Below are 23,214 nucleotides of genomic sequence, written 5' to 3'. Positions count from 1 at the left end.
CAGCCCTGAAAACCCCAGGGGCTGCTGCGCAGCCCAACGCGGGACAAGCCCGCTCGCCACAAGGGAGCTCGCCACAATCCCCCAGGGATTTGCGCCGCCACCTCTGTGGGAGCTGGCGCCAGCCTGCGATGAGGCCTTCCGTTCAGGCCGAGACGGCAGCCTCCAGCTTTGCAGCCCTGCCAATCATCCGCTTCATCCGCCACTCAAAGCCCAGCGTCAGCGCTACCGACGCGCAGCCAAGCCCCAGTGCCAGCCCCCACCAGATCCCCGGCGCGCCGCCGCCCAAGGTAAAGGCCAGCAGCCACGCCGCAGGCGCGCCCACCAGCCAATAGCAGACCGCGCCGATCAGGAACGTGGTGCGGGCATCCTTGAGCCCGCGGATCGAACCCATGGCAATCGCCTGCACGCCATCGAACAACTCGAACCACGCCGCCACCATCACCAGTTGCACCGCCAGCTGGTAAATCGCCGCAAAGGCCGGGTCATCACGGTTTACCAGCAAACTCACCAAATGCTCCGGCAACAACAGGAACAGCGTCGCAAAGCCGAGCATCAATGCCGCACCAAAGCCGATGCCGACGCGCCCGGCACTGCGTGCGGCCAGCAGCCTGCCGGCGCCGTAATACAAGCCGACGCGCATGGTCACGGCATAGGAAAGCCCGGTCGGGATCATGAACGCGGCGGTGATGATCTGCAGGGCGATCTGGTGCGCGGCAAGCTCGGTGCTGCCCAGCACGCCCATGCACAGCGCGGCGAAGGCGAACAGGCCGACCTCGACCATGTAGGTGCCACCAATCGGCAGGCCCAGCCGCCACAACTCACGCAGCGCTGCCAGCGAAGGCCGTGCCAGGCCCTTGCGCAGTGGGTAGTCGGCATACGCCTTGTGCCAGCGGATATACAGCGCCAGTGCCACTGCCATGCCCACCGAGACCACGGCGGTGACCAGGCCAATGCCCATCAGGCCCAGTTTGGGCAAGCCGTACAGGCCTTCGATCATGGCGTGGTTGAGCAGGTAGTTGAGCACCGTGCCCACCAGGCTGATGACCATCACCGGGGTCGAATGGCCGAGTGCGCTGGTAAAGCCGCGCAGGGCCATGAACGTCAGGTAGCCGGGCAGGGCCAGTGGCAGCAGGGTTAGGAACTGCATGGCCGCATCGACGTTGTCCGGCTGCTGGCCGAACAGCAACAGCACAGGCTTGAGGTTCCACAGCGCCAGCGCCGCCACCAACGCCAGGGCCCAGGCCAGCCACAGGCCGTTCTGTGCAAGGCGCGTGGCGCCCTCGATGTCGTTGGCGCCCTTGCGGATCGCGACCAAGGTGCCGACGGCGGCGATGATGCCCAGGCAGAAGATCGAGATGAACGAATAACTGGCCGCGCCCAGGCCACCGCCAGCCAACGCCTGCGGGCTGATGCGGGCCATCATCAGGGTGTCGGTGAGCACCATCAGCATGTGCGCCAACTGCGAGGCGATCAGCGGCCCGGCCAGGCGCAGCAAAGCCTTGAGTTCGGTAGTGGGCGCGACGTGCATGAAGAAGGTCCTTGTTGGGTGGCGGTAAGCGAGGGGGACGATTCTGAGGCCTGAGTCAACTTTGCACAAAAGGATAAAACCGATCCTTGCCATGAGTATTAGTCATGCCGGTATGATCCCGACATTGCCGTTGTGGCCCAGCAAGTCAGGTGCGTGATGTCCCGTCAGCTCCCTCCGTTGTATGCGTTGCGCGCATTCGAAGCCGCCGCCCGGCTGAATTCCTTCACCCGCGCCGGTGACGAACTGTCGATCACCCAGAGCGCGGTCAGCCGGCATATCCGTACCCTCGAAGAACACTTCGGCTGCCGCCTGTTCGTGCGCGGTGGGCGCAGCCTGCAACCCACCGAAGCCGCGCGCATGCTGCTGCCCGGCGTGCGCGACGGCTTTGCTGCGCTGGAGCGGGCCTGCGATACCCTGCGTGGCGAAGATGACATCCTGCGCATGAAAGCGCCGTCCACCCTGACCATGCGCTGGTTGCTGGCGCGCCTTAGCCGCTTCCGGCATTTGCAGCCGGGCAACGAGGTGCAACTGACCAGCGCCTGGATGGACGTCGACCATGTCGACTTCAATCAGGAGCCGTTCGACTGTGCGGTGTTGCTAAGCGATGGGGTGTTTCCCGCTGATTGGGAGGTGCGCCGCTTGTTCGCCGAGCTGCTGATCCCGGTTGGCGCGCCGGACCTGCTGGCGGAGCCCGCCTGGGACGTGCAGCGCCTGGCCAGCGTCGAGCTGCTGCACCCCACCCCCGACAAGCGCGACTGGCGGGCGTGGCTGGGGCGCATGGGCTTGCTCGATGCGGTATCGCTCAAGGGCGGGCAGGTGTTCGATACCTTGGAGCTGGGCATGATTGCCGCCGCGCGTGGCTACGGGGTGTCGATGGGCGACCTGCTGATGGTTGCCGAGGACGTCGCGCAGCGTCGGCTGAGCTTGCCGTGGCCGACAGCGGTGCCCAGCGGCATGGACTACTACCTGGTGTGGCCGCGCACCCGGCCGGGTGCCGAGCGCTTGCAGCGGTTGAGCCGCTTTTTGCAGGATGAGGCGCAGGGCATGGACCTGCCGGCTGTGCAGATACTCTAGGGCCAGCGCTGATGGCCCTACCGTGCCCGGATGCGATCTATCTGTAGGAGCGGCCTTGTGCCGCGAAAGGGCTGCGGAGCAGCCCTGGTATCTGTGCATCATGCAGAATCGCTGGGGCTGCTACGCAGCCCTTTCGCGGCACAAGGCCGCTCCTACAGAGAAACCATGGCCAGACGCGATAGTGATGCCCGACGCGGTCCTCGTGGCCGCGCTAGAGCCCTCGCCGCAACGCACAGCGCAAAGGTTTGCGAATACCCGTCGCCGACACTCAAGTATTCCCTGGCGCCGCCGATCCACTGGCACCAGCGTCCCGGAAGAGGGCGCGATTTCCCGTCGATAATGAAGCGGGTGGTCAGCGTGATCAGGATGATCCCGGCCTCTTGCCAGGAGCTTCTCATGTCTCAACCGCGTGCCCGCATAGCCTCGCAGCTCGGCATCGCCCTCGCCATCGTGCTGGCGCTGGTGATCACCGGCAGTACTTTGTTCGCCCTGCGTTCGCTGGACGATGCCAACCTGACTACCCGTCAGCAGCACTTGGGTAGCGAAGCGCGTCTGCTGGCTGACCAGCTCGATACTTTCCATGGCTCGCTCAAGGAAAACACCCAGCGCCTGAGCGGCCTGTTCGAGCGGCGCTTTGCTACCGGCCTGAGCCTGCACGCAGGCGAGACGGTCAATGTGGCCGGCGCCGCCACCCCGGCGCTGTACCTGGGTGAGCAACTGCTGAACAACAACTTCCAGGTGGTCGATGAGTTCCAGCAGATGACCGCTGGTATCGCCACGGTGTTCGTGCGTAGCGGCGAAGACTTCGTGCGCATCACCACCAACCTGAAGAAGCAGGACGGCAGCCGCGCCATCGGCACCCAGCTCGACCGCCAGCACCCGGCCTACGCCAAGCTGCTGGCCGGGCAGATGTATGTAGGCCGTGCGGTATTGTTCGACCGCAACTACATGACCCGCTATGTGCCGGTGAGCGACAGCACGGGCAAGGTGATCGCCGTGCTGTTCGTCGGCTTCGACTACACCGACGCGCAGAATGCCCAGTTCGCCAACCTCAAGCGCTTCCGCATTGGCGAGACCGGTTCGTTGGCGATCCGCGACAACCAAGGCCAGTGGCTGGTATCGCCGGCCAACGCCGACCAGGACCTGTTCAGCGTCGAAGCGCCATTCGCCGAAGGCCCTTGGACCGTGATTGCCAGCATGCCCAAGGCAGAAATCCGCGAAGTGACCTGGAGCGTCGGCATGCGCCTGGCCATTGGCAGCCTGCTGGCCATGCTGCTGGCGGTGGTTGCCACGCTATGGCTGCTGCGCCGCAAGCTGCGCCCGCTGGACGACCTGGTGCGTCAGGCCGAAGCCCTTGGCGCGGGCGACCTGAATGCCCGCCTCAACGTCACCAGCCATGACGAGATCGGCCAACTGGCCGCCAGCTTCAACAAGATGGGCGATGCCCTGGCGACCATGGTCGAGCACATTCGCAGCGCCTCCGAGCAGGTGGCCGGGCGTGCGCGTTCGCTGTCGGGGCTGTCTTCGGGTGCCTGCGAGGGCATGGAGCAGCAATCTGGCGAGATCACCAGCATGGCCGGTGCGGTTGAGGAGTTCAGCGCCACTTCGATGAACATCGCCGATAACATGGCCGGCACCGAACGCATGGCCCGCGACAACGCCCAGCAGACCCGCATTGGCCGTGGCGCCATGGACGAGGCGTCGGCATCGCTCAAGCAGATTGCCGATTCGCTCGGCGGTACCGCCGAGGTGATGGACACGCTGGGTGCGCGCTCGCAGGAAATCGGCGGTATTGTCGGCACGATTACCGCCATTGCCGAACAGACCAACCTGCTGGCGCTGAACGCGGCCATCGAGGCTGCGCGAGCCGGCGAGCAGGGCCGTGGGTTTGCGGTGGTGGCTGACGAAGTGCGTGGCCTTGCGGCGCGTACCCGCCAGGCGACTGACGAGATTTCCGGCATGATCACCAGCATCCAGCAGCAGACCGGGCATGCCATCAGCACCCTGGAACAGGGCAACAAGCTGATGCAGGACGGCCTGTCGCGCAACGACAAGGTGGCCGAAGCGCTGGCGCGTATCGACGAGCAGAGCCGCACGGCCGGTGAGCAGTTTGCTGCGATCAGCCTGGCGACCCAGGAGCAGAGCAGCACCGCGACCGTGCTGAGCCGCAACCTGCAGAGCATTGCCCAGGCCAACAGCGAGCAACGTGACGTGGCCAATGAGCTGGCCAACACCGCACGCGAGCTGGAAGGCCTGGCAGGGCAGTTGCGTCAGGAAGTGGACCGGTTCCGCATTAACCGGTAGTCAGGATGGCACCGGCTTTGCCGGTGTTCGCGGCACAAGGCCGCTCCTACAGGCGACCGCGATCCTTGTAGGAGCGGCCTTGTGCCGCGAAGGGCTGCAGAGCAGCCCCCAGCGTCAGTGAAGTTCAGCCAGCCCCAACGCCTGTGCGCAGGCCTGCAGCGAGCGCTGCTCGCTCTGCGCATACAGCGCCAGCTCATCCTGCACCTTCAGCCCCAGCGCCTCCTCGAACGCCTCGCGGTTGGCGTTGCTGCCGTAGTCCGCCTGCCCGTCATCGCCCAGGTTGGACTGGAAAATCCCCGCCGCACTCACCGGCAGGAAATCCTCATACACCAGCGCCTCATAATGCACATGCCCTGCGTCGATCAGCCCCTGCAAGCTGCTCGGCCGGCCCGCCTGCCCACGCGCGGCCAGGCCTTTGTCGGTGGCAAAGTAACGGAAGTACGCCAGCCCCTGTTCGCGCATCTGCGCCAGGTCATCCGGGAACGCTGCAAACTGCGCCTTGAGCAGCGCCATGTAGCGCTCGGCATTCGCCTCGGCCGGCGCGCCGCCGAGGGCTGCGCGGGTGGCGTCGAGCAGGCGGTCATACAGTTGGCGGCCCTTGGGCGTCAGCGCCGCGCCGCGTTGCTCGATTTCGCCAAAGCGTGCGGTGTGGCTGCCTTGGGCGTCATTGAACGCGACCTTTTCCTGCAACGCCTTGAAGCTGGTCTGACGCAACAGGATGGCATGGCGGCGAGTTGGCGGGCCTTCGACCACGGCCTTGGGCGGGATGCCCTTGGCCGGCATGCCGAGCTGGATCGCGTCGATGTCCAGGGTGCGCGGGGTCAAGTGGTTGATGTGCGGGCCTTTGAACGCCACCACATCGGCAATCAGCCGGTGCTGGTCATGCAGTTGCTGATACTGCTCGGCGGTCACCGTGGCCTCCTGGTGCCAGCGGAACGTGTGCAGGGCCTCCTGCACGAAGGCCTCGGCGTCAGCGGCGCCCAGGCCACCTTCGCGTTCGCACTGGGCGATCAACGCCAGGGCGCGCGGGGTGAAAATCTGCCGCTTGGCCAGAATGCCCTGGGCCAGCTCTCGCAGTTGCGGGTTGTCGATCAGCTCCAGGCGCAGCAGCGAGGTGAACACCCGGAACGGGCTGATGTGCAGCGACTGCTCGTGCACCGCGCGAAATGCCGTGGAGTGCACCGGCACGCCGGCTGAACTGAGGTCGTAATAGCCGACCGGTTGCATGCCCATCACCGCGAACAGGCGGGCAATGGTGGCCAGCTCTTCGGCGGTGCCGACGCGGATGGCGCCGTGGCGCTCCTGGTCGAGGCGCTCCACCTCGCCGGTCCAGCGCAGTGCCTGGGCCACCTCGGGTTGCTGCTGCATCACCTGCTGGTTGATTTCGCTCACCAGCTCAAGCAGCGTGCCGTACAAGGGCACTTCCTGTTTGTACATGAGCGACATGGCGGCAGAGAACTGCGCGCGAATGCTGTCGGGGCTGACGAAATCATGGGCGGGCATCGCAAGCTTCCTGGTTAGGTTCGGACGCTTACATGAAAGCTTGGAATGCACTTGGCCCACAAGCGAAAAAAAGTGGGCCTTTCATTCCTTTTTTGATCGACCTTTAGGCGGTGGAAGGTAGGAGCGCCCAGCGCGAGCTAAACCTGCGCTTGCACCCATTCCACCAAGGCGCGCACTTTCGGCACTTCGGCAGCATGCTCGGCATAGGCCAGGTAATGCGCGCCGCTGCTCGGCATCGCATGGTCCCAGGCCACCACCAGGCTGCCTTCGGCCAGCTCGCGGGCCACCAGGTAGCGCGGCACCAGCGCTACGCCACAGCCCGACTGCGCGGCGCTCAAGGCCATATAGAACGTATCGAAGCGCGGCCCGTGGTAGCTGTTCTCGGTTTCCAGCCCTTGTTGCTGGAACCACTCATGCCAGGCTTCAGGGCGCGAGGTGCTTTGCAGCAGGACCTGCCCGGCCAGTTCGCCCGGCCCGCTCAGGGCATGGCCCTGCAACAGCTCCGGCGCGCACACCGGCAGCACCTCTTCACCGAACAGCTTTATGCAAGTGGCCCCGGGCCAAGTGCCCTGGCCGTAGAAAAACACCACATCGGCCGAGCCCTGAAGCAAGGCGAAGGGCTCCATCTCGTTGCGGATGTCGAGGTGGATGTTCGGGTGGCGTTTGCCGAAGCCCTTCAGGTGCGGGATCAGCCAGCGCACGCCGAAACTCGGCTGAGTGGCTACTTTCAATACTTCGGTCTGCGTGCCGTAGGTGAGCACGTAGCGGCTCGACATATCCACCTGGGTGAGGATCTTGTTCACCTCGGCCAGGTACAGCGAACCTGCCGGGGTCAGTTGCAGGCGGCGGCGGATACGCAGGAACAGGTGGTGGTGCAGCATCTCTTCAAGTTGCGCCACCTGCTTGCTGACCGCGCTTTGCGTCAGGTGCAGCTCTTCGGCGGCGCGGGTGAAGCTCAAGTGGCGGGCTGCAGCTTCGAAGCACTGCAGGGCGGTCATGGACGGCACCAGGCGTTTGGACATAGCGGTCTCTGTGGCTCAAGTCATTACCTGACGGAATGATATGCGGAATAAAGGTCGTTTGTTGCACCTGTGTAATCGGATTAATACTGACCCACATCATTTTCCACCCTTCACCGATGATAGGAGAAGCACAATGGTTGCTGCATTGCTCGAGCGTCTTGGCGTTGCCGCCTCGGCTTACACCCAGGGTGACTACCCTGTTCACACCCCGATTGACGGCAGCCAGATCGCCTCGGTGAAGCTGCTCGGCAAGGCCGACACCGTTGCCCGCATCGACCAGGCTCACCAGGCCTTCGAAGCCTGGCGCAGCGTCCCGGCCCCGCGCCGTGGCGAGCTGGTGCGCCTGTTCGGTGAAGTGCTGCGCGAACACAAGGCCGACCTCGGCGAGCTGGTCTCTATCGAAGCCGGCAAGATTACCCAGGAAGGCCTGGGCGAAGTGCAGGAAATGATCGACATCTGCGACTTCGCCGTGGGCCTGTCGCGCCAGCTGTACGGCCTGACCATCGCTTCCGAGCGCCCTGGCCACCACATGCGTGAAAGCTGGCACCCGCTGGGCGTGGTCGGCATCATCAGCGCGTTCAACTTCCCGGTTGCGGTGTGGGCGTGGAACACCGCGCTGGCGCTGGTCGCGGGCAACGCCGTGGTGTGGAAGCCGTCGGAGAAGACCCCGCTGACCGCGCTGGCTTGCCAGGCCCTGTTCGACAAAGCCCTGCGCGCCTTTGGTGATGCACCGGCCGGCCTTGCACAGCTGGTGATTGGTGGCCGTGAAGCCGGTGAAGCGCTGGTGGATGACCCGCGCGTGCCGCTGGTCAGCGCTACCGGTAGCACCCGCATGGGCCGTGAAGTCGGCCCGCGTGTGGCGGCCCGCTTCGGTCGCAGCATCCTTGAACTGGGCGGCAACAACGCGATGATCCTGGCGCCAAGCGCCGACCTGGACCTGGCCGTGCGCGGCATTCTGTTTTCGGCAGTCGGCACCGCCGGCCAGCGCTGCACCACCCTGCGCCGGCTGATCGTGCACCGCTCGATCAAGGACGAAGTGGTCGCACGCGTCAAAGCAGCCTACGCCAAGGTGCGTATTGGTGACCCGCGCAAGGACAACCTGGTCGGCCCGCTGATCGACAAGCAGTCGTTCGATGCCATGCAAGGCGCGCTGGCCAAGGCCCGCGATGAAGGTGGCCAGGTATTCGGTGGTGAACGTCAGCTGGCCGAGCAGTACCCGAATGGCTACTACGTATCGCCTGCCATTGCCGAAATGCCGGCGCAGAGCGAGGTGGTGCGCCACGAGACCTTCGCGCCGATTCTGTACGTGCTGGCCTATGACGAGTTCGAAGAGGCCCTGCGCCTGAACAACGAAGTGCCGCAAGGCCTGTCGTCGTGCATCTTCACCACCGACATCCGCGAGGCCGAGCGTTTCCAGAGTGCGTCGGGCAGTGACTGCGGTATCGCCAACGTCAACATCGGCACCAGTGGCGCCGAGATCGGCGGTGCGTTCGGCGGCGAGAAAGAAACCGGTGGCGGCCGTGAGTCGGGCTCCGATGCCTGGAAAGGCTACATGCGCCGCCAGACCAACACCGTGAACTACTCGCGTGAGCTGCCGCTGGCGCAGGGTATTGTGTTCGACTGATCCTCCGCAGGCGGGGGCTATGCCCCCGGATCGCGACACAAGGCCGCTCCTACAGGATGATCGCAATACCATGTAGGAGCGGCCTTGTGTCGCGAAAGGGCCGCAACGCGGCCCCATAGGCAAAAAAGAACAATAGCTGGAGCCGGGCCATGTCCGAACTGCGTCAAGAATGTCTGTGGGAACACGTCACTCGGCCAACCGTCGCCGCCCAGGCCCTGGCCGGCGAGCACAAGGCTGACGTCTGCGTCATTGGCGGTGGCATCACCGGCCTGTCGGCAGCCATTCACCTGCTCGAACAGGGCAAATCGGTGATTCTGCTGGAGGCCTGGAAAATCGGCCATGGCGGCTCGGGGCGCAACGTCGGCCTGGTCAACGCCGGTACCTGGATCCGCCCCGACGACGTCGAAGCCACCCTCGGTCAGGCCCAAGGCAGCCGTTTGAACCAGGTGCTCGGTGCAGCGCCTGCTGAGGTGTTCGCCATGATCGAGCGCCTGGGCATCGACTGCCAGGCCCAGCACAAGGGCACGTTGCACATGGCGCACAACGCCACCGGCCTTGCCGACCTTGAAGCGCGTCACCAGCAATGGTCGCGCCGTGGCGCCGATGTTGAGCTGCTGACCGGCGCCAAGTGCCAGGAATACTGCGGTACCGACAAGATTTCCGCCGCGCTGCTCGACCGCCGCGCGGGCACCATCAACCCTATGGCGTACACCCAAGGCCTGGCTGCAGCGGTAGCGCGGCTGGGTGGCAAGCTGTTCCAGCAATCGGCGGTCGAGGGCCTGGCCCGCGATGGCGACGCCTGGCAGGTGAAAACCGCGCGCGGCGTGGTGCGGGCCGACAAGGTGGTGATTTCCACAGGCGCCTACACCGAAGGCGACTGGAGCAACCTGCAGAAGCATTACTTCCGCGGTTACTACTATCAAGTGGCTTCCAAGCCGTTGCAGGGCGCGGCGGCCGACCAGGTACTGCGCCACGGCCAAGGCTCGTGGGATACCCGCACCGTGCTCAGTAGCATCCGCCGCGATGACCAGGGCCGGCTGCTGCTTGGCAGCCTTGGGCGGGTCGACAACAAGCCGGCGTGGTTCGTGCGGCGCTGGGCTGACCGCATCCAGAGCCACTATTTCCCACAGTTGGGCAAGGTGGAGTGGGAAATGCACTGGACCGGCTGCATCGACTTCACCCCTGATCACCTGATGCGCCTGTTCGAGCCGGCGCCGGGCCTGGTGGCGGTGACCGGCTACAATGGCCGCGGCAATACCACAGGTACCGTCATTGGCCGGGCATTCGCCGAATTTCTGCTCAAGGACGACCCGGCCAGCCTGCCGGTACCGTTCTCGCCAATGAAACCGGTCAGCGCGCCGTCATTGCGCACCGCGTTCTATGAGTCAGGGTTCTCGCTGTATCACGCCGGGCAGTGCCTGCGGGTGGTGCTGTAGTCGTGCGCAGTGCAGCTCTCGCTTGTGGCTTTGCACCACAAGGCTTTCATCAGGGCTATTCCTTTGCGGCTGATGGCCGATAAGTACAGCAGGGCCGTAATAGCGGTCAACGGGCATGAACCCAGGCTTGGGTTTGGCCGGTGCGCTGGGTAAGCTGGCGCCAACTGTATTGAGGAGCGAATTCGTGAAAGCGTGGATCTTGATGGTGCTGGCCCTGATGCTGCCAGCGGCGGCGATGGCCGAGGAAGCCAAGGATGGGCCGCCGAAGGTGTCCTATATCACCCTCAGCCCGCCCTTCGTCGGCAACTATGCCCTCGACGGTGGCCCCAAGCTGCGCGTGTACAAGGCTGATGTGGCCCTGCGCGTGACCGGCGACGCGGCAGCTGCTGCGGTAAAACACCACGAGCCGCTGATCCGCAACCAGCTGGTGGCGCTGTTCACCCAGCAAGGTGTGGACAACATGAGCAACGTCGAGGCCAAGGAAGCCCTGCGCCAGGAAGCCCTGAAGCAGGTGCAGCAGGTAATGGAGGGCGAAGAGGGCAAGCCGATCGTCGAAGACCTGCTGTTCAACAACCTGATCGTGCAGTAATCAACGGCTCAGCGCGACAATCGCCGCCCATTGCTCAGCGCTGACCGGCATGACCGACAGGCGGCTGCCCTTCTGCACCAGCGGCAGCTCTTCGAGCGCCGCCTGCTGCTTGAGCAGGCCCAGGCCCAGCACTTGGCCGAAGGTCTGCACATGCTCCACATCTACCGCACTCCACGGGTTTTTCTCGGCGCTGGCCTTGGCGTCGAAGTAGTGGCTTTGCGGGTCTAGCGCGGTGGGGTCGGGGTAGGCGGCGGCGGTGATCCGCGCAATGCCGGCGATGCCCGGTTGCGGGCAGCTCGAATGGTAGAAAAAGAACGTGTCACCCACGCTCATGGCCCGCAGAAAGTTGCGCGCCTGGTAGTTGCGCACCCCGTCCCAGCGAGCGTTGCCCATGCGCGCCAAGGCTTCGATGGACAGCTCGTCGGGCTCGGATTTCATCAGCCAGTAGGCCATGGGTGCTGCTCCTGAAAGAGTTTGAAATAAATAGTTTCATCAAACCGACAGTCGGTTGGCGTCAACGTTTGCGTGTGGCCTCACGTTGGCGGAAAATGCGCCGATTTTAAAGCTATACGCTCCGGCAGCCATCCAGAAAGCCGCCGAGCACGGACAGTTGCCTGGGGGGCAATCAAGCAATGAAACAACGCAAACCCGACCTGCTGTGGATCCTCGCTTTCGTTTTCGGTCTGGGTGTCGTCACCACCGGTTACGCGCAAGGCTTGTGGGAACGCAAGGCAGACGCCGCGTACCAGCAGTTGCCGGCCGACCCTGCGCAGCAACAGCAGCGCCGCTAACCGCTTTTCTGCGCCTGCTCACTTAGGCGCCAGGTACCAGCCACGGTCCGAAACCGTGCCGCGCAAGGGTACATCCCAACTGGCCTGTGCCAGCCGCTCGACCTTCTGGCATTCATGCGCCAGCCCCAGCAGCAGTGGTTTTTTCCAGGCCTTGCGGCGGCTTTGATAGGCCAGGCTGCGGTCGTAGAAACCGCCGCCCATGCCCAGCCGTCCCCCGACTTCATCGAAACCGACCAGCGGTAGCAGGATCAGGTCCAGCGCCCAGATCGGCCGTTGCCGCTTGCGCTCGACGACCGGCTCCGGGATGCGAAAGCGGTTGGGCCGCAGGCGCTCGCCCGGCTCGAAGCGCTGGAACACCATGCGCGTGCGCGGCCAGGCGTGCAGCACCGGCAGGTACACGTGCTTGCCGCGTTTGTGCGCTTCGCGCAGCAGCAGGCGCGGGTCGATCTCGCCATCATTGGGCAGGTACAGCGCGATGTGGCGGGCGCGGCGAAACAGCGGGTGTTGTGCCAGCTGGCGATACAGCCCGGCGGCGGCCTGGCTTTGCTGGGCGGGGGTGAGGGCGCGGCGGGCGTTGCGCAGCAGACGGCGAAGTTGCGGGCGGGTAGGCGGCGCGGTGTCGGTCATGGCACGGGCGATCCCTTGATGGCCTGGTAACCAGAAACGAAAAGCCCGCCGGGCAGGCGGGCAGTTCTGAAGAAGGCTCCCCGATAAGACCGCTATCGGTGTAGCCCTTGAACCCGAAAGTTCAAGGTGGAGATTGCAGGGGGCGTTAAGGCTTTCCGTCGGGCGGACATGCACACCGGCCCCAGCGTGCAACCCCCGTGGTTGTGCGTATCGGCTCAGGGACATAACCGACTGGCGCATCCACCAGGGAGTGGCGCCAGTATACCCATCTCAATCGTTTTTGCTAACCGGGTCGTCGGACAATGCCTGATCGACGCGTTCCAGCAGGTCGCGCACCTGCTCGCGGGTGGTGCCGCCACCGGTGGCTTCCGGGCGTTCCTGGCGGTGCAGCAGCTCGTGGGTAATATTCAGTGCGGCCATGACGGCAATGCGGTCGGCGCCGATGACCTTGCCGCTGCTGCGGATCTCACGCATCTTGCCGTCCAGGTAGCGAGCGGCACCGACCAGGTTGTTACGTTCCTCGGGCGGACAGATGATGGAATATTCCTTGTCGAGGATCTGGACGGTGACGCTATTGCTTGAACTCATGAGTCTTGCTCCAGGGCCTTGAGGCGCAAGATCATTGATTCAACCTTGCGTTTGGCGGTCTCGTTCTTTTCGATCAAGTGGGCGCGTTCCTCGCGCCAGGATTTTTCCTGAGCTACTAAGAGTGCGTTTTGCCGTTTTAGTTGCTCGACCCGCTCGATCAGCGTCTCGAACCGGCTCATCAGCGCTTGCAGGTCGTCTTCTTGCATGGGGTGCACTCGCTTCGCTCCATCGTCGTCACCGGGCGATCATGCCTGCACAGGGGGCGCAGAGCCAGTGCTGATGGTCTTGGCGCGCCTGCCGGTGCTAGGATACAAGGCCTTCATTCTAGTCATTGCGCCGTCTGGCGCCTAGCAGCCCATGCCCAATACCCAATCGCCCTACATCGCCTTCGCCATGCTGCTTTCGAGCAATGGTCACCCCGTCACTCCCGCCGAGCTGCACGGCCTGTTGATCGGCCGCAGCTGCGCCGGCGCAGGCTTCGATGCCGATGCCTGGCTGGCCGATGCTGCGCAATTGCTCGAAAACGAGCCTGGCGACAGCGTGCGCAACGCTCTGATTGGCCTGCAGGAAATGGTCAAGGCCGAGCTCACCGGCGAGGACGTCGCCATCGTCCTGCTGCTGCCAACCGACGACGCCGCGCTTGGCGACCGTGCCGAAGCACTGGGCCAGTGGTGCCAGGGCTTCATTACCGGTTTCGGCCTGAACGCCGGCGGCAAGGACCTGTCCACCGAGGCCAAGGAAGTGCTGCAGGACCTGGTGGCGATTTCCCAGGTGCAAGAAGCGCTGGAAGAGTCCGAAGACGGCGAGAGCGACTACATGGAAGTCATGGAGTACCTGCGCGTCGCACCGCTGCTGCTGTACACAGAACTGGCCGCGCCAGCCGCACCTGCGCCCAAGCCATCGCTGCATTGATCGATACGGGGTCGTTTGCCCATGAGCCACATACCCAAGGCGGAGTACGCCCGTCGGCGCAAGGCGTTGATGGCGCAGATGGTCCCCAACAGCATCGCCATTCTGCCCGCCGCTGCGGTTGCCATCCGCAACCGTGACGTCGAGCACGTGTACCGCCAGGACAGCGACTTCCAGTACCTCAGTGGTTTCCCCGAGCCCGAGGCGGTCATTGCGTTGATCCCCGGCCGCGAGCATGGCGAGTATGTGTTGTTCTGCCGCGAGCGCAACCCTGAGCGCGAGCAGTGGGACGGCCTGCGCGCCGGCCAGGACGGCGCGATGCGCGACTTCGGCGCTGACGACGCCTTCCCCATCACCGACATCGACGAAATTCTCCCCGGCCTGATCGAAGGCCGCGAGCGCGTCTATAGCGCCATGGGCAGCAACCCTGAGTTCGACCGGCGGCTGATGGACTGGATCAACGTGATCCGCTCCAAGGCGCGCCTGGGCGCGCAGCCGCCGAACGAGTTCGTTGCCCTGGATCATCTGCTGCACGACATGCGCCTGTATAAATCGGCGGCAGAAGTGAAGGTGATGCGTGAAGCGGCGGCGATTTCCGCCCGCGCCCACGTGCGGGCCATGCAGGCCTGCCGCGCCGGGCTGCACGAATACAGCCTGGAAGCCGAGCTGGACTACGAGTTTCGCAAGGGTGGGGCCAAGATGCCTGCCTACGGCTCTATCGTGGCTGCCGGGCGCAACGGCTGCATCCTGCATTACCAGCAAAACGACGCACCGCTCAAGAATGGCGACTTGGTTCTGATCGACGCCGGTTGTGAAATCGACTGCTATGCCAGTGATATCACCCGCACGTTCCCGGTCAGCGGGCGGTTCTCGCCCGAGCAAAAGGCCATTTACGAGCTGGTGCTCAAAGCCCAGCACGCCGCGTTTGCCCAGATTGCGCCGGGCAAGCACTGGAACCACGCCCACGAGGCCACAGTGCAGGTGATTACCGAGGGCCTGGTGGAGTTGGGCCTGCTCAAGGGTGAGGTGCCGGCGCTGATCGAAAGCGAGGCCTACCGCGCGTTCTACATGCACCGCGCCGGCCACTGGCTGGGCATGGATGTACACGATGTGGGCGAGTACAAGGTCGGCGGCCAGTGGCGCGTGCTCGAACCGGGCATGGCGTTGACCGTCGAGCCGGGCATCTACATTGCCGCCGACAACCAGAACGTCGCGAAGAAATGGCGCGGCATCGGCGTAAGGATCGAGGACGACGTGGTGGTGACCAGGCAAGGTTGTGAAATCCTGACGACGGGCGTACCCAGCAGCGTTGCCGAAATCGAAGCGCTGATGCTCGCCGCCCGCGAGGCGGTGGCATGAGCCGGGTCAACCTGGCCATCATCGGTGGCGGCCTGGTCGGCGCCAGCCTTGCACTCACCTTGCAGGCCGGGGCCAAGGCGCGCGGTTGGAAGATTTTGCTGATCGAACCCTTCGCCCCTGGCGACAGCTTCCAGCCCAGCTACGATGCGCGTTCCTCGGCGCTGTCCTACGGCACCCGGCAAATCTACGATCAGCTTGGCCTGTGGGAGGCTATCAGCCGCCGCGCCGAGCCGATCCGGCAAATCCAGGTGTCTGACCGTGGCCGCTTTGGCGCCACCCGCCTGGACGCCGCCGAAGAAGGCGTTGCCGCGCTCGGCTACGTGGTCGAAAACGCCTGGCTGGGCCAGTGCCTGTGGCAGGCCTTCGACCCTGAAGTTGTGACCTGGCGCTGCCCGGCCGAGGTCAAGGCGTTGCAGCCGATTGCCGGTGGCTACCGCCTGCAACTGGACGACGACACCGCGCTTGAGTGCGACCTGGCGGTACTCGCCGACGGGGGCCGCTCAGGCCTGCGCGAGCAGCTCGGCATCCATGTGCGCACTACGCCCTACGACCAGAGCGCGCTGATCGCCAATATCACCCCAGGCGAGGCCCACTGCGGCCAGGCCTTCGAACGCTTCACCGAGCAAGGCCCGATGGCCCTGCTGCCGCTGCCCGAGAACCGCTGCGCGCTGGTCTGGACCCGCCAGGGCATGGATGCCAAGCGCCTGGCCGAGCTCGACGAGCGCAGTTTCCTTCGCGAGCTGCAAGATGCCTTCGGCTACCGCCTGGGCGGTTTGCGCCAGGTAGGGGCGCGGCATCTGTACCCGCTGGCGCTGGTCGAGGCCCAGGAGCAGGTGCGCCCGCATCTGGTGGTGCTGGGTAATGCCGCGCACAGCCTGCACCCGATTGCCGGGCAGGGTTTCAACCTGTCGCTGCGTGATGTGCAGGCGCTGGCCGAGGCGCTGCTGGCTGGCCCGAAACTGCCGGGCGACCTGGCCACGCTACTGGGTTATCACCAACGCCAACGCCTGGACCAGGCGCTGACCATCGGTTTTTCCGACCAGGTCACGCGGCTGTTCGGCAGCAATCAGCCCCTGATGGCCGCTGGCCGCAACATCGGCCTGCTCGGCCTGGATTTGCTGCCCCCGGCGAAAAGCTGGTTCGCCCGCCAGGCCATGGGCCTGGGCACGCGGCCTGACCCGCGAGGCCGCGCATGAGCGAAGCGCGCCGGCTGGCGCGCCGGGCACGCATGCTGCGCTGGTTGCTGAATTTCTACCCACCGTACCTGGGCGCCGGTATTCGCGTGCAGTCGATCAGCCCCGACCTGCGCAGCGTCAAGGTGCGCATGAAGCTGACCCGCTGGAACCGCAACTACGTCGGCACCCAGTTTGGCGGCAGCCTGTATTCGATGGTCGACCCGTTCTACATGCTGTTGCTGATCGAGCAGTTGGGGCGCGAATACATCGTCTGGGACAAAGCCGCCAGCATCGATTTCATCGCACCGGGCAAAGGCCCGGTGTACGCCGAATTCCACGTCGACGACGCGCTGCTGGACGATATCCGCCAGCAAACCGCCAGCGGCAAGAAATGCCTGCCACGGCTGCAGGTCGAGGTCCGCGATGGCACCGGTGAGCTGGTGGCGCGGGTCGAGAAAACCCTATATGTGCGGCTCAAGCCGCAAGCGAGGCAGGCGTAAGGCATGGAAATGCGCGCAGATGTGTTGATTGTCGGTGCCGGCATGGTCGGCAGCGCCCTGGCCCTGGCATTGCGCCATAGCGGCCTGGAAATTTTCCTGCTCGATGGCGGCCCGCTGTCGGTCAAACCCTTCGCCAGCGACGCGCCGTTCGAACCACGGGTGAGCGCGCTGTCCGCCGCCAGCCAGCGCATCCTCGAACGCCTCGGGGCGTGGCAGGGCATTGCTGCGCGGCGTGTGTCGGCGTATTCGGACATGCACGTCTGGGACGGCAGCGGCACCGGCGAGATTCACTTCTCTGCCGCCAGCGTGCACGCCCAGGTGCTCGGCCATATCGTCGAAAACCGCGTGGTCCAGGACGGCCTGCTGGAGCGTCTGCACGATAGCGACCTGGGCTTGCTGCCCAATGCGCGCCTGGAGCAACTGCGCCGCTCAGGCGATGAGTGGTTGCTGACCCTGGCCGATGGCCGCCGCCTGCGCACGCCACTGGTGATTGCCGCCGATGGCGCCAACTCGGCAGTGCGCCGCCTGGCCGGCTGCCCGACCCGCGAATGGGACTACCTGCACCACGCCATCGTTACCAGCGTGCGGTGCAGCCAGGCCCATCGCGCCACCGCCTGGCAGCGTTTCACCGACGAAGGCCCGCTGGCGTTCCTGCCGCTTGATCGAGATGGCAGCCAGGAGTGGTGCTCGATTGTCTGGTCGACCACACCGGAGCAGGCCGAACGGGCCATGGCCATGGACGATACCGCCTTCTGCCAGGCACTGGAACGCGCCTTTGAGGGGCGTTTGGGCCAGGTGCTGGAAGCCGACCCGCGGGTGTGCGTGCCGCTGCGCCAGCGCCACGCCAAGCGCTATGTGGATGAAGGGCTGGCGCTGATTGGCGATGCGGCCCACACCATTCACCCGCTGGCCGGGCAGGGGGTCAACCTGGGCTTTCTCGATGCCGCGGTGTTGGCCGAGGAGCTGCTGCGCGCCTGCGAGCGCGGCGAGCGGTTGGCCGATGTGAAAGTGCTGAGCCGCTTCGAGCGCCGGCGCATGCCGCATAACCTGGCGTTGATGGCAGCCATGGAAGGTTTCGAGCGCTTGTTCCAGGCCAACCCACTGCCGCTGCGCTGGTTGCGTAACAGTGGTTTGAAGCTGGTGGAACAGATGCCCGAGGCCAAGGCGTTGTTCGTGCGCCAGGCGCTGGGGCTGTCCGGCGACCTGCCGGAGCTGGCCAAGGCTTGAGCCCCAAGCGCGGCCTGGTGGTGTAGGAGCGGCCTTGTGTCGCGATGGGGCGCGTAGCGTCCCCGGCGATTTTGCATGGAGCCGAGGCTTCAGGGCCGCTGCGCGCCCCATCGCGACACAAGGCCGCTCCTACACCGATCTTGTGAGCGCGCTGCGCTGCCTGCAACATCCGGTAACTGCTGGACGGATGAGCTGGTTAATGGGTTTCACTACCATTTGCACCTCTCATACCCTGCAGGAGTACTTCCATGTTGCCCCGCAAGCCTCTTCTGGCCGCTCTGGCCCTCACTTTGTTTGCCGGCGCTGCCCAGGCCGCGGACGAAGTGGTGGTGTACTCCTCGCGTATCGATGAGCTGATCAAACCGGTGTTCGACGCCTACACCGCAAAGACCGGGGTGAAGATCAAGTTCATCACCGACAAGGAAGCGCCGCTGATGCAGCGCATCAAGGCCGAAGGCCAGAACGGCGTGGCCGACCTGCTGCTCACCGTCGACGCGGGCAACCTTTGGCAGGCCGAGCAGATGGGCATCCTGCAGCCGATCAAGTCGCCGGTCATCGACCAGAACATTCCGCCGCAATACCGCGCCTCGTCCCACGACTGGACCGGCCTGAGCCTGCGCGCGCGCACCATCGTCTACTCCACCGAGCGGGTCAAGCCGGCCGAGCTGAGCACTTACGAAGCCCTGGCTGACAAACAATGGGAAGGCCGCCTGTGCCTGCGCACGGCCAAGAAGGTCTACAACCAGTCGCTCACTGCCACCCTGATCGAGAACCACGGCGAAGCGGCCACCGAAAAACTGGTCAAGGGCTGGGTCAACAACCTGTCCACCGACGTGTTCTCCGATGACACCGCACTGTTGCAGGCCATCGCTGCCGGCCAGTGCGACGTGGGCATCGTCAACACGTACTACTACGGCCGCCTGCACAAAGAAAAACCCGACCTGCCAGTGAAGCTGTTCTGGCCTAACCAGGCTGACCGTGGCGTGCACGTCAACCTCTCGGGCATTGGCCTGACCAAGCATGCGCCGCACCCGGAAGCTGCAAAAAAGCTGGTGGAATGGATGACCGGCGAAGAAGCGCAGAAGCTGTTCGCTGACATCAACCAGGAATTCCCGGCCAACCCGAAGGTCAAGCCATCGGCAGAGGTTGCGGCCTGGGGCAGCTTCAAGGCTGATGCCATTGCGGTAGAAGTGGCTGGCAAGCGCCAGGCCGAAGCCATCCGCTTGATGGATCGGGCTGGCTGGAACTAAGCCCGGCGCCGTATCCTTGAGGGCCTGATCGCGGGTCAAGCCCGCTCCCACAGCGTGCGCAAATGCAGCTTTTGTGGGAGCGGGCTTGCCCCGCGATCACCGGCGTAGCCGGTGCCATGTGATCGCAGCTCACCTCTTCAACCGTAACCGAGCACCGCGCCTTGCCCCATACCCCCCAACGCCGCTGGTACCTCCCGGTCCTGCTCACCGCCGCCCTGGTGCTGCTGCCGCTGAGCGTGCTGCTACTGTCGTGGCAGACCATCGACCTGCAAATCTGGTCGCACCTGCTCGACACCCAGATGAGCCGGCTGCTGGGCAACACCTTGACCCTGGTATTGGGCGTCGGCGTCGGTGTCACCGTGCTTGGCGTAAGCCTGGCTTGGCTTACCAGCCTGTGCGAGTTCCCCGGCAGGCGCTGGCTGGACTGGGCGCTGATGCTGCCGTTCGCCATACCCGCCTATGTGCTGGCGTTCGTCTTCGTCGGCCTGCTGGACTTCGCCGGCCCCGTGCAAAGCGCACTGCGCGAATTGTTCGGCCCGATGCGCCTGCCGCGTGTACGCTCCACCGGCGGGGTGATCACCGTGCTGGTGCTGGTGTTCTATCCGTATGTGTACCTGCTGGCGCGCACCGCGTTCATGGCCCAGGGCAGGGGCCTGATGGAAGCGGCGCGGGTGCTTGGCCTGTCGCCGCTGCAAGCGTTCTGGCGGGTGGCGCTGCCGATGGCGCGCCCGGCTATCGGCGCCGGTATTGCCCTGGCCCTGATGGAAACCCTGGCCGATTTCGGCGCAGTGGCGGTGTTCAACTTCGACACCTTCACCACCGCCATCTACAAGACCTGGTACGGCTTCTTCAGCCTTTCCAGCGCGGCGCAACTGGCCAGCCTGTTGCTGTTGGCGGTCATGCTGGTGCTTTATGGCGAGCGCCGCTCGCGAGGCGCCAGCCGTACGGGCAACGAGCGGGCCCGCGGGCAGGCGCTGTATCACCTGCGCGGCATCAAGGCCTACGCAGCCAGTGGCTGGTGCCTTTTGGTGTTCGCCTGTGCGTTTGTCATCCCGATGCTGCAATTGCTGGTGTGGTTCTGGCAGCGTGGCCGTCACGACCTGGATGAACGCTACGCGGGCCTGGTGCTGCACACCCTCTACCTGGGCGCCATGGCGGCCCTGGTGACGGTAAGTGTGGCGCTGCTGCTGGCCTTCGCCCGGCGCCAGGCACCGACGGCTGGCATTCGTGCCGGGGTCGGGCTGGCCAACCTCGGTTATGCCTTGCCCGGCTCGGTGCTGGCGGTGTCGATCATGCTGGCCTTCAGTTACTTGGACAACCAGCTGGTTATCCCGCTGTCGCAATGGCTGGGCGGCGCCGGCAAGCCGCTGTTGCTGGGTAGCTTGTCAGCGCTGTTGCTGGCGTATCTGGTGCGCTTCATTGCCGTGGCCTATGGCCCGCTCGAAAGCAGCCTGGAACGCATCCGCCCGTCGTTGCCGGAAGCATCGCGCAGCCTCGGCGTGTCCGGGCCGCGATTGTTTTTCAAGGTGTATCTTCCGTTGCTGGTGCCCGGCGCCCTCAGCGCCGGGTTGCTGGTGTTCGTCGACGTGCTCAAGGAAATGCCCGCCACGCTGCTGATGCGCCCGTTTGGCTGGGACACCCTTGCTGTGCGGGTGTTCGAGATGACCAGCGAAGGCGAGTGGGCGCGGGCTTCGCTACCGGCGCTAAGCCTGGTGCTGGTCGGGCTGTTGCCGGTGATCGCGCTGATCCGCCGTTCGGCCCGGCGGCCGGGGCATCTGCGCTAAAGGTGCCAGGTTGCGCCCTTGCGGCTACAATGCGCGGCATTCGCAGCGACGGGTCCTACAAGAACACGGGGTGACTAAACACCGCCGGCCGCCGCTGCCTCGCCACGCCCGGAAGGAGAAACCCATGGGACAGCGTACTCTTCTGTACGACCTGCATCTTGCGCTTGGCGCCAAGACGGTCGACTTCGGCGGTTGGGACATGCCCCTGCACTACGGCTCGCAAGTCGAGGAGCACCATCAGGTGCGCAATGACTGTGGCGTGTTTGACGTCTCGCACATGACGGTCATCGATGTTGATGGCGTTGCCGCCACCGTCTGGCTTCAGCGTCTGCTGGCCAATGACGTGACGCGCCTTGAGCGCGTTGGCATGGCGCTGTACAGCCCGCTGCTCAATCACCAGGGCGGGGTTATCGACGACCTGATCGCCTACCGCACCGAAGACGGCTACCGCCTGGTTGCCAATGCATCCACCCGCGCTCAGGTGCTGGCTTGGCTAGAGGCGCAGCGCGCAGGCTTCGAGGTCGGCTTCAAGGCGCGCCCAGACCTCGCAATCTTCGCTATCCAAGGCCCCCATGCGCGAGAAAAAGTCGCCGAACTGCTCAGCGCCTCGCGCGCCGTGCTAATCCGCGAACTGCGCCCCTTCGAAGGCTTGGCTGATGGTGACTGGTTCATTGCCCGCACCGGCTACACCGGCGAGGACGGCCTGGAAATCCTGCTACCTGGCGAACAGGCGCCGGCCTTCTTCAACGACCTGGTCGGGGCCGGCATCGCCCCTAGCGGGCTCGGTGCACGCGATACCCTGCGCCTGGAAGCCGGCATGAACCTCTACGGCCAGGACATCGACACTGCGCACACGCCGCTGACCTCCAACCTGGGCTGGAGCATCGCCTGGGAACCGGCCAGCCGCGAATTCATAGGCCGCGCGGCTTTGCTGGCGGAAATCGAGCAGGGCGTGCAGGAAAAACTGGTCGGCCTGGTGCTCGAAGAGCGCGGTGTATTGCGTGCCCACCAGGTGGTGCGTGTAAGCGGTATTGGCGAAGGGGAGATTACCAGTGGTAGTTTCTCGCCTACGCTGAGCAAGTCCATTGCCTTGGCACGTGTCCCCATGGCCACCGGCGACCGCGCCGAGGTCGAGATTCGCGGCAAGTGGTACCCGGTGCGTGTGGTCAAGCCGACCTTCGTGTGCCACGGCAAGATTCTTATCTGAACATTACAACCGGCGGGCCGACCGCTGAGCCAATTTGAGGAAGACACGATATGAGCAATATCCCCGCCGATCTGCGTTTCGCCGAAAGCCACGAATGGGCTCGCCTGGAAGCCGATGGCACGGTGACCGTGGGTATCAGCGACCACGCCCAGCAAGCGTTGGGTGACGTGGTGTTTGTTGAACTGGCCGAGGTTGGCAAAGTGTTCGCTGCAGGCGACGCTGCTGGCGTGGTCGAGTCGGTCAAGGCCGCATCGGACATCTATGCCCCGGTCGGTGGCGAGGTGATCGCGGTCAACGAAGAGCTGGCTGATAGCCCAGAGGCGCTTAACGACTCTCCGTACGAGTCGTGGATCTTCAAGCTCAAGCCTAGCGACAAGGCCGAGCTGGACAAGCTGCTGGACGCTGCTGGTTACAAAGCGGCCATCGGCGAGTAAGAGCCCCTGCTGCTCTTGTAGAAAAACGCGGGCTAGCCGATTTGCATCGGACCGTGGGTGATTGCAGGGTTTTATGCAAGCTTGTGGCGGCCTCATCGCAGGCTGTCGCCAGCTCCCACAAAGGCCGCGCACAGCCGCGATATTTAGGCTTGGCCCGGGTCCTGTGGGAGATTCCATGGTTTCGTGCAAGCCTGTTCCTGCCAGATATATCTCCTTGTGGCGAGCGGGCTTGCCCCGCGTTGGGCTGCGCAGCAGCCCCTTGGGTTTTCAGGGCTGCTGCGCA

Annotated in this window: 22 protein-coding genes and 1 other RNA gene; 15 read left to right on the top strand and 8 right to left on the bottom strand. The window is 64.8% G+C overall.

Annotated features, from left to right (window positions below):
* Positions 1-142: 142 nt before the first annotated feature.
* Positions 143-1,528, bottom strand: coding sequence for a NorM family multidrug efflux MATE transporter (locus tag HU720_RS18910; protein WP_186521678.1), 1,386 nt, complete (start codon positions 1,526-1,528; stop codon positions 143-145).
* Between the two features lie 156 nt (positions 1,529-1,684).
* Between HU720_RS18910 and HU720_RS18905 the strand changes: the two genes are divergently transcribed.
* Positions 1,685-2,602, top strand: coding sequence for a LysR substrate-binding domain-containing protein (locus HU720_RS18905; protein ID WP_186521676.1), 918 nt, complete (start codon positions 1,685-1,687; stop codon positions 2,600-2,602).
* A gap of 396 nt (positions 2,603-2,998) precedes the next feature.
* Positions 2,999-4,906, top strand: a complete 1,908-nt coding sequence (locus HU720_RS18900) for a methyl-accepting chemotaxis protein (protein WP_186521674.1) — start codon at positions 2,999-3,001, stop codon at positions 4,904-4,906.
* Positions 4,907-5,020: 114 nt separating this feature from the next.
* On the opposite strand, the gene HU720_RS18895 is transcribed toward HU720_RS18900, so the two are convergent.
* Together HU720_RS18895 and HU720_RS18890 are read right to left on the bottom strand one after the other, a co-directional pair.
* Positions 5,021-6,409, bottom strand: a complete 1,389-nt coding sequence (locus HU720_RS18895; protein WP_186521672.1) for a VOC family protein — start codon at positions 6,407-6,409, stop codon at positions 5,021-5,023.
* Positions 6,410-6,546: 137 nt separating this feature from the next.
* The gene (locus tag HU720_RS18890; RefSeq protein WP_186521670.1) at positions 6,547-7,431 is read right to left on the bottom strand and encodes a LysR family transcriptional regulator; all 885 of its coding nucleotides are present in this window, start codon (positions 7,429-7,431) and stop codon (positions 6,547-6,549) included.
* 133 nt (positions 7,432-7,564) lie between these two features.
* Between HU720_RS18890 and HU720_RS18885 the strand changes: the two genes are divergently transcribed.
* The 3 genes from HU720_RS18885 to HU720_RS18875 all read left to right on the top strand — a co-directional run bounded on the left by HU720_RS18885 (position 7,565) and on the right by HU720_RS18875 (position 11,080).
* Positions 7,565-9,055, top strand: a complete 1,491-nt coding sequence (locus HU720_RS18885; protein ID WP_186521668.1) for an aldehyde dehydrogenase family protein — start codon at positions 7,565-7,567, stop codon at positions 9,053-9,055.
* 149 nt (positions 9,056-9,204) lie between these two features.
* A complete protein-coding gene (locus HU720_RS18880) occupies positions 9,205-10,491 on the top strand; it encodes an FAD-binding oxidoreductase (protein ID WP_186521666.1) in 1,287 nt (428 codons plus the stop codon).
* A 184-nt stretch (positions 10,492-10,675) separates the two neighbouring features.
* The gene (locus HU720_RS18875; RefSeq protein ID WP_186521664.1) at positions 10,676-11,080 is read left to right on the top strand and encodes a flagellar basal body-associated protein FliL; all 405 of its coding nucleotides are present in this window, start codon (positions 10,676-10,678) and stop codon (positions 11,078-11,080) included.
* Here the strand turns inward: HU720_RS18875 and HU720_RS18870 are convergent, their stop codons facing one another.
* A complete protein-coding gene (locus HU720_RS18870; RefSeq protein ID WP_186521662.1) occupies positions 11,081-11,533 on the bottom strand; it encodes an EVE domain-containing protein in 453 nt (150 codons plus the stop codon).
* 179 nt (positions 11,534-11,712) lie between these two features.
* Here HU720_RS18870 and HU720_RS18865 point away from each other — a divergent pair, with 179 nt between their 5' ends.
* Positions 11,713-11,871, top strand: a complete 159-nt coding sequence (locus HU720_RS18865) for a hypothetical protein (RefSeq protein ID WP_186521652.1) — start codon at positions 11,713-11,715, stop codon at positions 11,869-11,871.
* Between the two features lie 18 nt (positions 11,872-11,889).
* Here the strand turns inward: HU720_RS18865 and HU720_RS18860 are convergent, their stop codons facing one another.
* The 4 genes from HU720_RS18860 to HU720_RS18845 form a co-directional block, all read right to left on the bottom strand.
* Positions 11,890-12,498 carry a 5-formyltetrahydrofolate cyclo-ligase gene (locus HU720_RS18860; RefSeq protein ID WP_186521650.1) on the bottom strand — a complete coding sequence of 203 codons (609 nt, stop codon included), beginning with the start codon at positions 12,496-12,498 and terminating at the stop codon, positions 11,890-11,892.
* A 73-nt stretch (positions 12,499-12,571) separates the two neighbouring features.
* Positions 12,572-12,751: non-coding RNA, 6S RNA (gene ssrS / locus HU720_RS18855), on the bottom strand.
* A gap of 17 nt (positions 12,752-12,768) precedes the next feature.
* A complete protein-coding gene (locus tag HU720_RS18850) occupies positions 12,769-13,086 on the bottom strand; it encodes a cell division protein ZapA (RefSeq protein WP_186521648.1) in 318 nt (105 codons plus the stop codon).
* Positions 13,083-13,292 carry a TIGR02449 family protein gene (locus tag HU720_RS18845; protein ID WP_186521646.1) on the bottom strand — a complete coding sequence of 70 codons (210 nt, stop codon included), beginning with the start codon at positions 13,290-13,292 and terminating at the stop codon, positions 13,083-13,085. Before HU720_RS18845 ends, HU720_RS18850 begins: the two co-directional genes overlap by 4 nt.
* 151 nt (positions 13,293-13,443) lie before the next feature.
* Between HU720_RS18845 and HU720_RS18840 the strand changes: the two genes are divergently transcribed.
* The 9 genes from HU720_RS18840 to gcvH all read left to right on the top strand — a co-directional run bounded on the left by HU720_RS18840 (position 13,444) and on the right by gcvH (position 22,931).
* Positions 13,444-13,998 carry a YecA family protein gene (locus HU720_RS18840; protein WP_186521644.1) on the top strand — a complete coding sequence of 185 codons (555 nt, stop codon included), beginning with the start codon at positions 13,444-13,446 and terminating at the stop codon, positions 13,996-13,998.
* Positions 13,999-14,019: 21 nt separating this feature from the next.
* Positions 14,020-15,354, top strand: a complete 1,335-nt coding sequence (gene pepP / locus HU720_RS18835; RefSeq protein WP_186521642.1) for a Xaa-Pro aminopeptidase — start codon at positions 14,020-14,022, stop codon at positions 15,352-15,354.
* Positions 15,351-16,550, top strand: coding sequence for a 2-octaprenyl-6-methoxyphenyl hydroxylase (gene ubiH, locus HU720_RS18830; RefSeq protein WP_186521641.1), 1,200 nt, complete (start codon positions 15,351-15,353; stop codon positions 16,548-16,550). Before pepP ends, ubiH begins: the two co-directional genes overlap by 4 nt.
* A complete protein-coding gene (locus tag HU720_RS18825; protein ID WP_186521639.1) occupies positions 16,547-17,029 on the top strand; it encodes a DUF4442 domain-containing protein in 483 nt (160 codons plus the stop codon). The genes ubiH and HU720_RS18825 overlap by 4 nt, the downstream gene beginning before the upstream one ends.
* A 9-nt stretch (positions 17,030-17,038) precedes the next feature.
* Positions 17,039-18,256: a 2-octaprenyl-3-methyl-6-methoxy-1,4-benzoquinol hydroxylase gene (locus HU720_RS18820; RefSeq protein ID WP_186521680.1), complete on the top strand. Its 1,218-nt coding sequence runs from the start codon at positions 17,039-17,041 to the stop codon at positions 18,254-18,256.
* 248 nt (positions 18,257-18,504) lie between these two features.
* Positions 18,505-19,506, top strand: coding sequence for an extracellular solute-binding protein (locus tag HU720_RS18815; RefSeq protein ID WP_186521637.1), 1,002 nt, complete (start codon positions 18,505-18,507; stop codon positions 19,504-19,506).
* Positions 19,507-19,667: 161 nt separating this feature from the next.
* A complete protein-coding gene (locus HU720_RS18810) occupies positions 19,668-21,290 on the top strand; it encodes an iron ABC transporter permease (protein WP_186521635.1) in 1,623 nt (540 codons plus the stop codon).
* A 124-nt stretch (positions 21,291-21,414) separates the two neighbouring features.
* Entirely contained in the window at positions 21,415-22,497 is a 1,083-nt protein-coding gene (gene gcvT, locus HU720_RS18805) for a glycine cleavage system aminomethyltransferase GcvT (protein ID WP_186521633.1), read from the top strand.
* A 50-nt stretch (positions 22,498-22,547) separates the two neighbouring features.
* A complete protein-coding gene (gcvH, locus tag HU720_RS18800) occupies positions 22,548-22,931 on the top strand; it encodes a glycine cleavage system protein GcvH (RefSeq protein ID WP_186521631.1) in 384 nt (127 codons plus the stop codon).
* Positions 22,932-23,214 lie beyond the last annotated feature (283 nt).

Origin of the sequence: Pseudomonas sp. SWRI51 (assembly GCF_014268825.1) — a bacterium.
Taxonomy (GTDB): Bacteria; Pseudomonadota; Gammaproteobacteria; order Pseudomonadales; family Pseudomonadaceae; genus Aquipseudomonas; species Aquipseudomonas farsensis.
This window is presented reverse-complemented; position numbering and strand designations above follow the sequence as displayed.

Bases quoted from the DNA above. Each gene is read 5' to 3' on its own strand.
- HU720_RS18910 (WP_186521678.1), bottom strand. From the start codon at position 1,528: ATGCACGTCGCGCCCACTACCGAACTCAAGGCTTTGCTGCGCCTGGCC.
- HU720_RS18905 (WP_186521676.1), top strand. From the start codon at position 1,685: ATGTCCCGTCAGCTCCCTCCGTTGTATGCGTTGCGCGCATTCGAAGCC.
- HU720_RS18900 (WP_186521674.1), top strand. From the start codon at position 2,999: ATGTCTCAACCGCGTGCCCGCATAGCCTCGCAGCTCGGCATCGCCCTC.
- HU720_RS18895 (WP_186521672.1), bottom strand. From the start codon at position 6,409: ATGCCCGCCCATGATTTCGTCAGCCCCGACAGCATTCGCGCGCAGTTC.
- HU720_RS18890 (WP_186521670.1), bottom strand. From the start codon at position 7,431: ATGTCCAAACGCCTGGTGCCGTCCATGACCGCCCTGCAGTGCTTCGAA.
- HU720_RS18885 (WP_186521668.1), top strand. From the start codon at position 7,565: ATGGTTGCTGCATTGCTCGAGCGTCTTGGCGTTGCCGCCTCGGCTTAC.
- HU720_RS18880 (WP_186521666.1), top strand. From the start codon at position 9,205: ATGTCCGAACTGCGTCAAGAATGTCTGTGGGAACACGTCACTCGGCCA.
- HU720_RS18870 (WP_186521662.1), bottom strand. From the start codon at position 11,533: ATGGCCTACTGGCTGATGAAATCCGAGCCCGACGAGCTGTCCATCGAA.
- HU720_RS18865 (WP_186521652.1), top strand. From the start codon at position 11,713: ATGAAACAACGCAAACCCGACCTGCTGTGGATCCTCGCTTTCGTTTTC.
- HU720_RS18860 (WP_186521650.1), bottom strand. From the start codon at position 12,498: ATGACCGACACCGCGCCGCCTACCCGCCCGCAACTTCGCCGTCTGCTG.
- HU720_RS18850 (WP_186521648.1), bottom strand. From the start codon at position 13,086: ATGAGTTCAAGCAATAGCGTCACCGTCCAGATCCTCGACAAGGAATAT.
- HU720_RS18845 (WP_186521646.1), bottom strand. From the start codon at position 13,292: ATGCAAGAAGACGACCTGCAAGCGCTGATGAGCCGGTTCGAGACGCTG.
- HU720_RS18840 (WP_186521644.1), top strand. From the start codon at position 13,444: ATGCCCAATACCCAATCGCCCTACATCGCCTTCGCCATGCTGCTTTCG.
- pepP (WP_186521642.1), top strand. From the start codon at position 14,020: ATGAGCCACATACCCAAGGCGGAGTACGCCCGTCGGCGCAAGGCGTTG.
- ubiH (WP_186521641.1), top strand. From the start codon at position 15,351: ATGAGCCGGGTCAACCTGGCCATCATCGGTGGCGGCCTGGTCGGCGCC.
- HU720_RS18825 (WP_186521639.1), top strand. From the start codon at position 16,547: ATGAGCGAAGCGCGCCGGCTGGCGCGCCGGGCACGCATGCTGCGCTGG.
- HU720_RS18820 (WP_186521680.1), top strand. From the start codon at position 17,039: ATGCGCGCAGATGTGTTGATTGTCGGTGCCGGCATGGTCGGCAGCGCC.
- HU720_RS18815 (WP_186521637.1), top strand. From the start codon at position 18,505: ATGTTGCCCCGCAAGCCTCTTCTGGCCGCTCTGGCCCTCACTTTGTTT.
- gcvT (WP_186521633.1), top strand. From the start codon at position 21,415: ATGGGACAGCGTACTCTTCTGTACGACCTGCATCTTGCGCTTGGCGCC.
- gcvH (WP_186521631.1), top strand. From the start codon at position 22,548: ATGAGCAATATCCCCGCCGATCTGCGTTTCGCCGAAAGCCACGAATGG.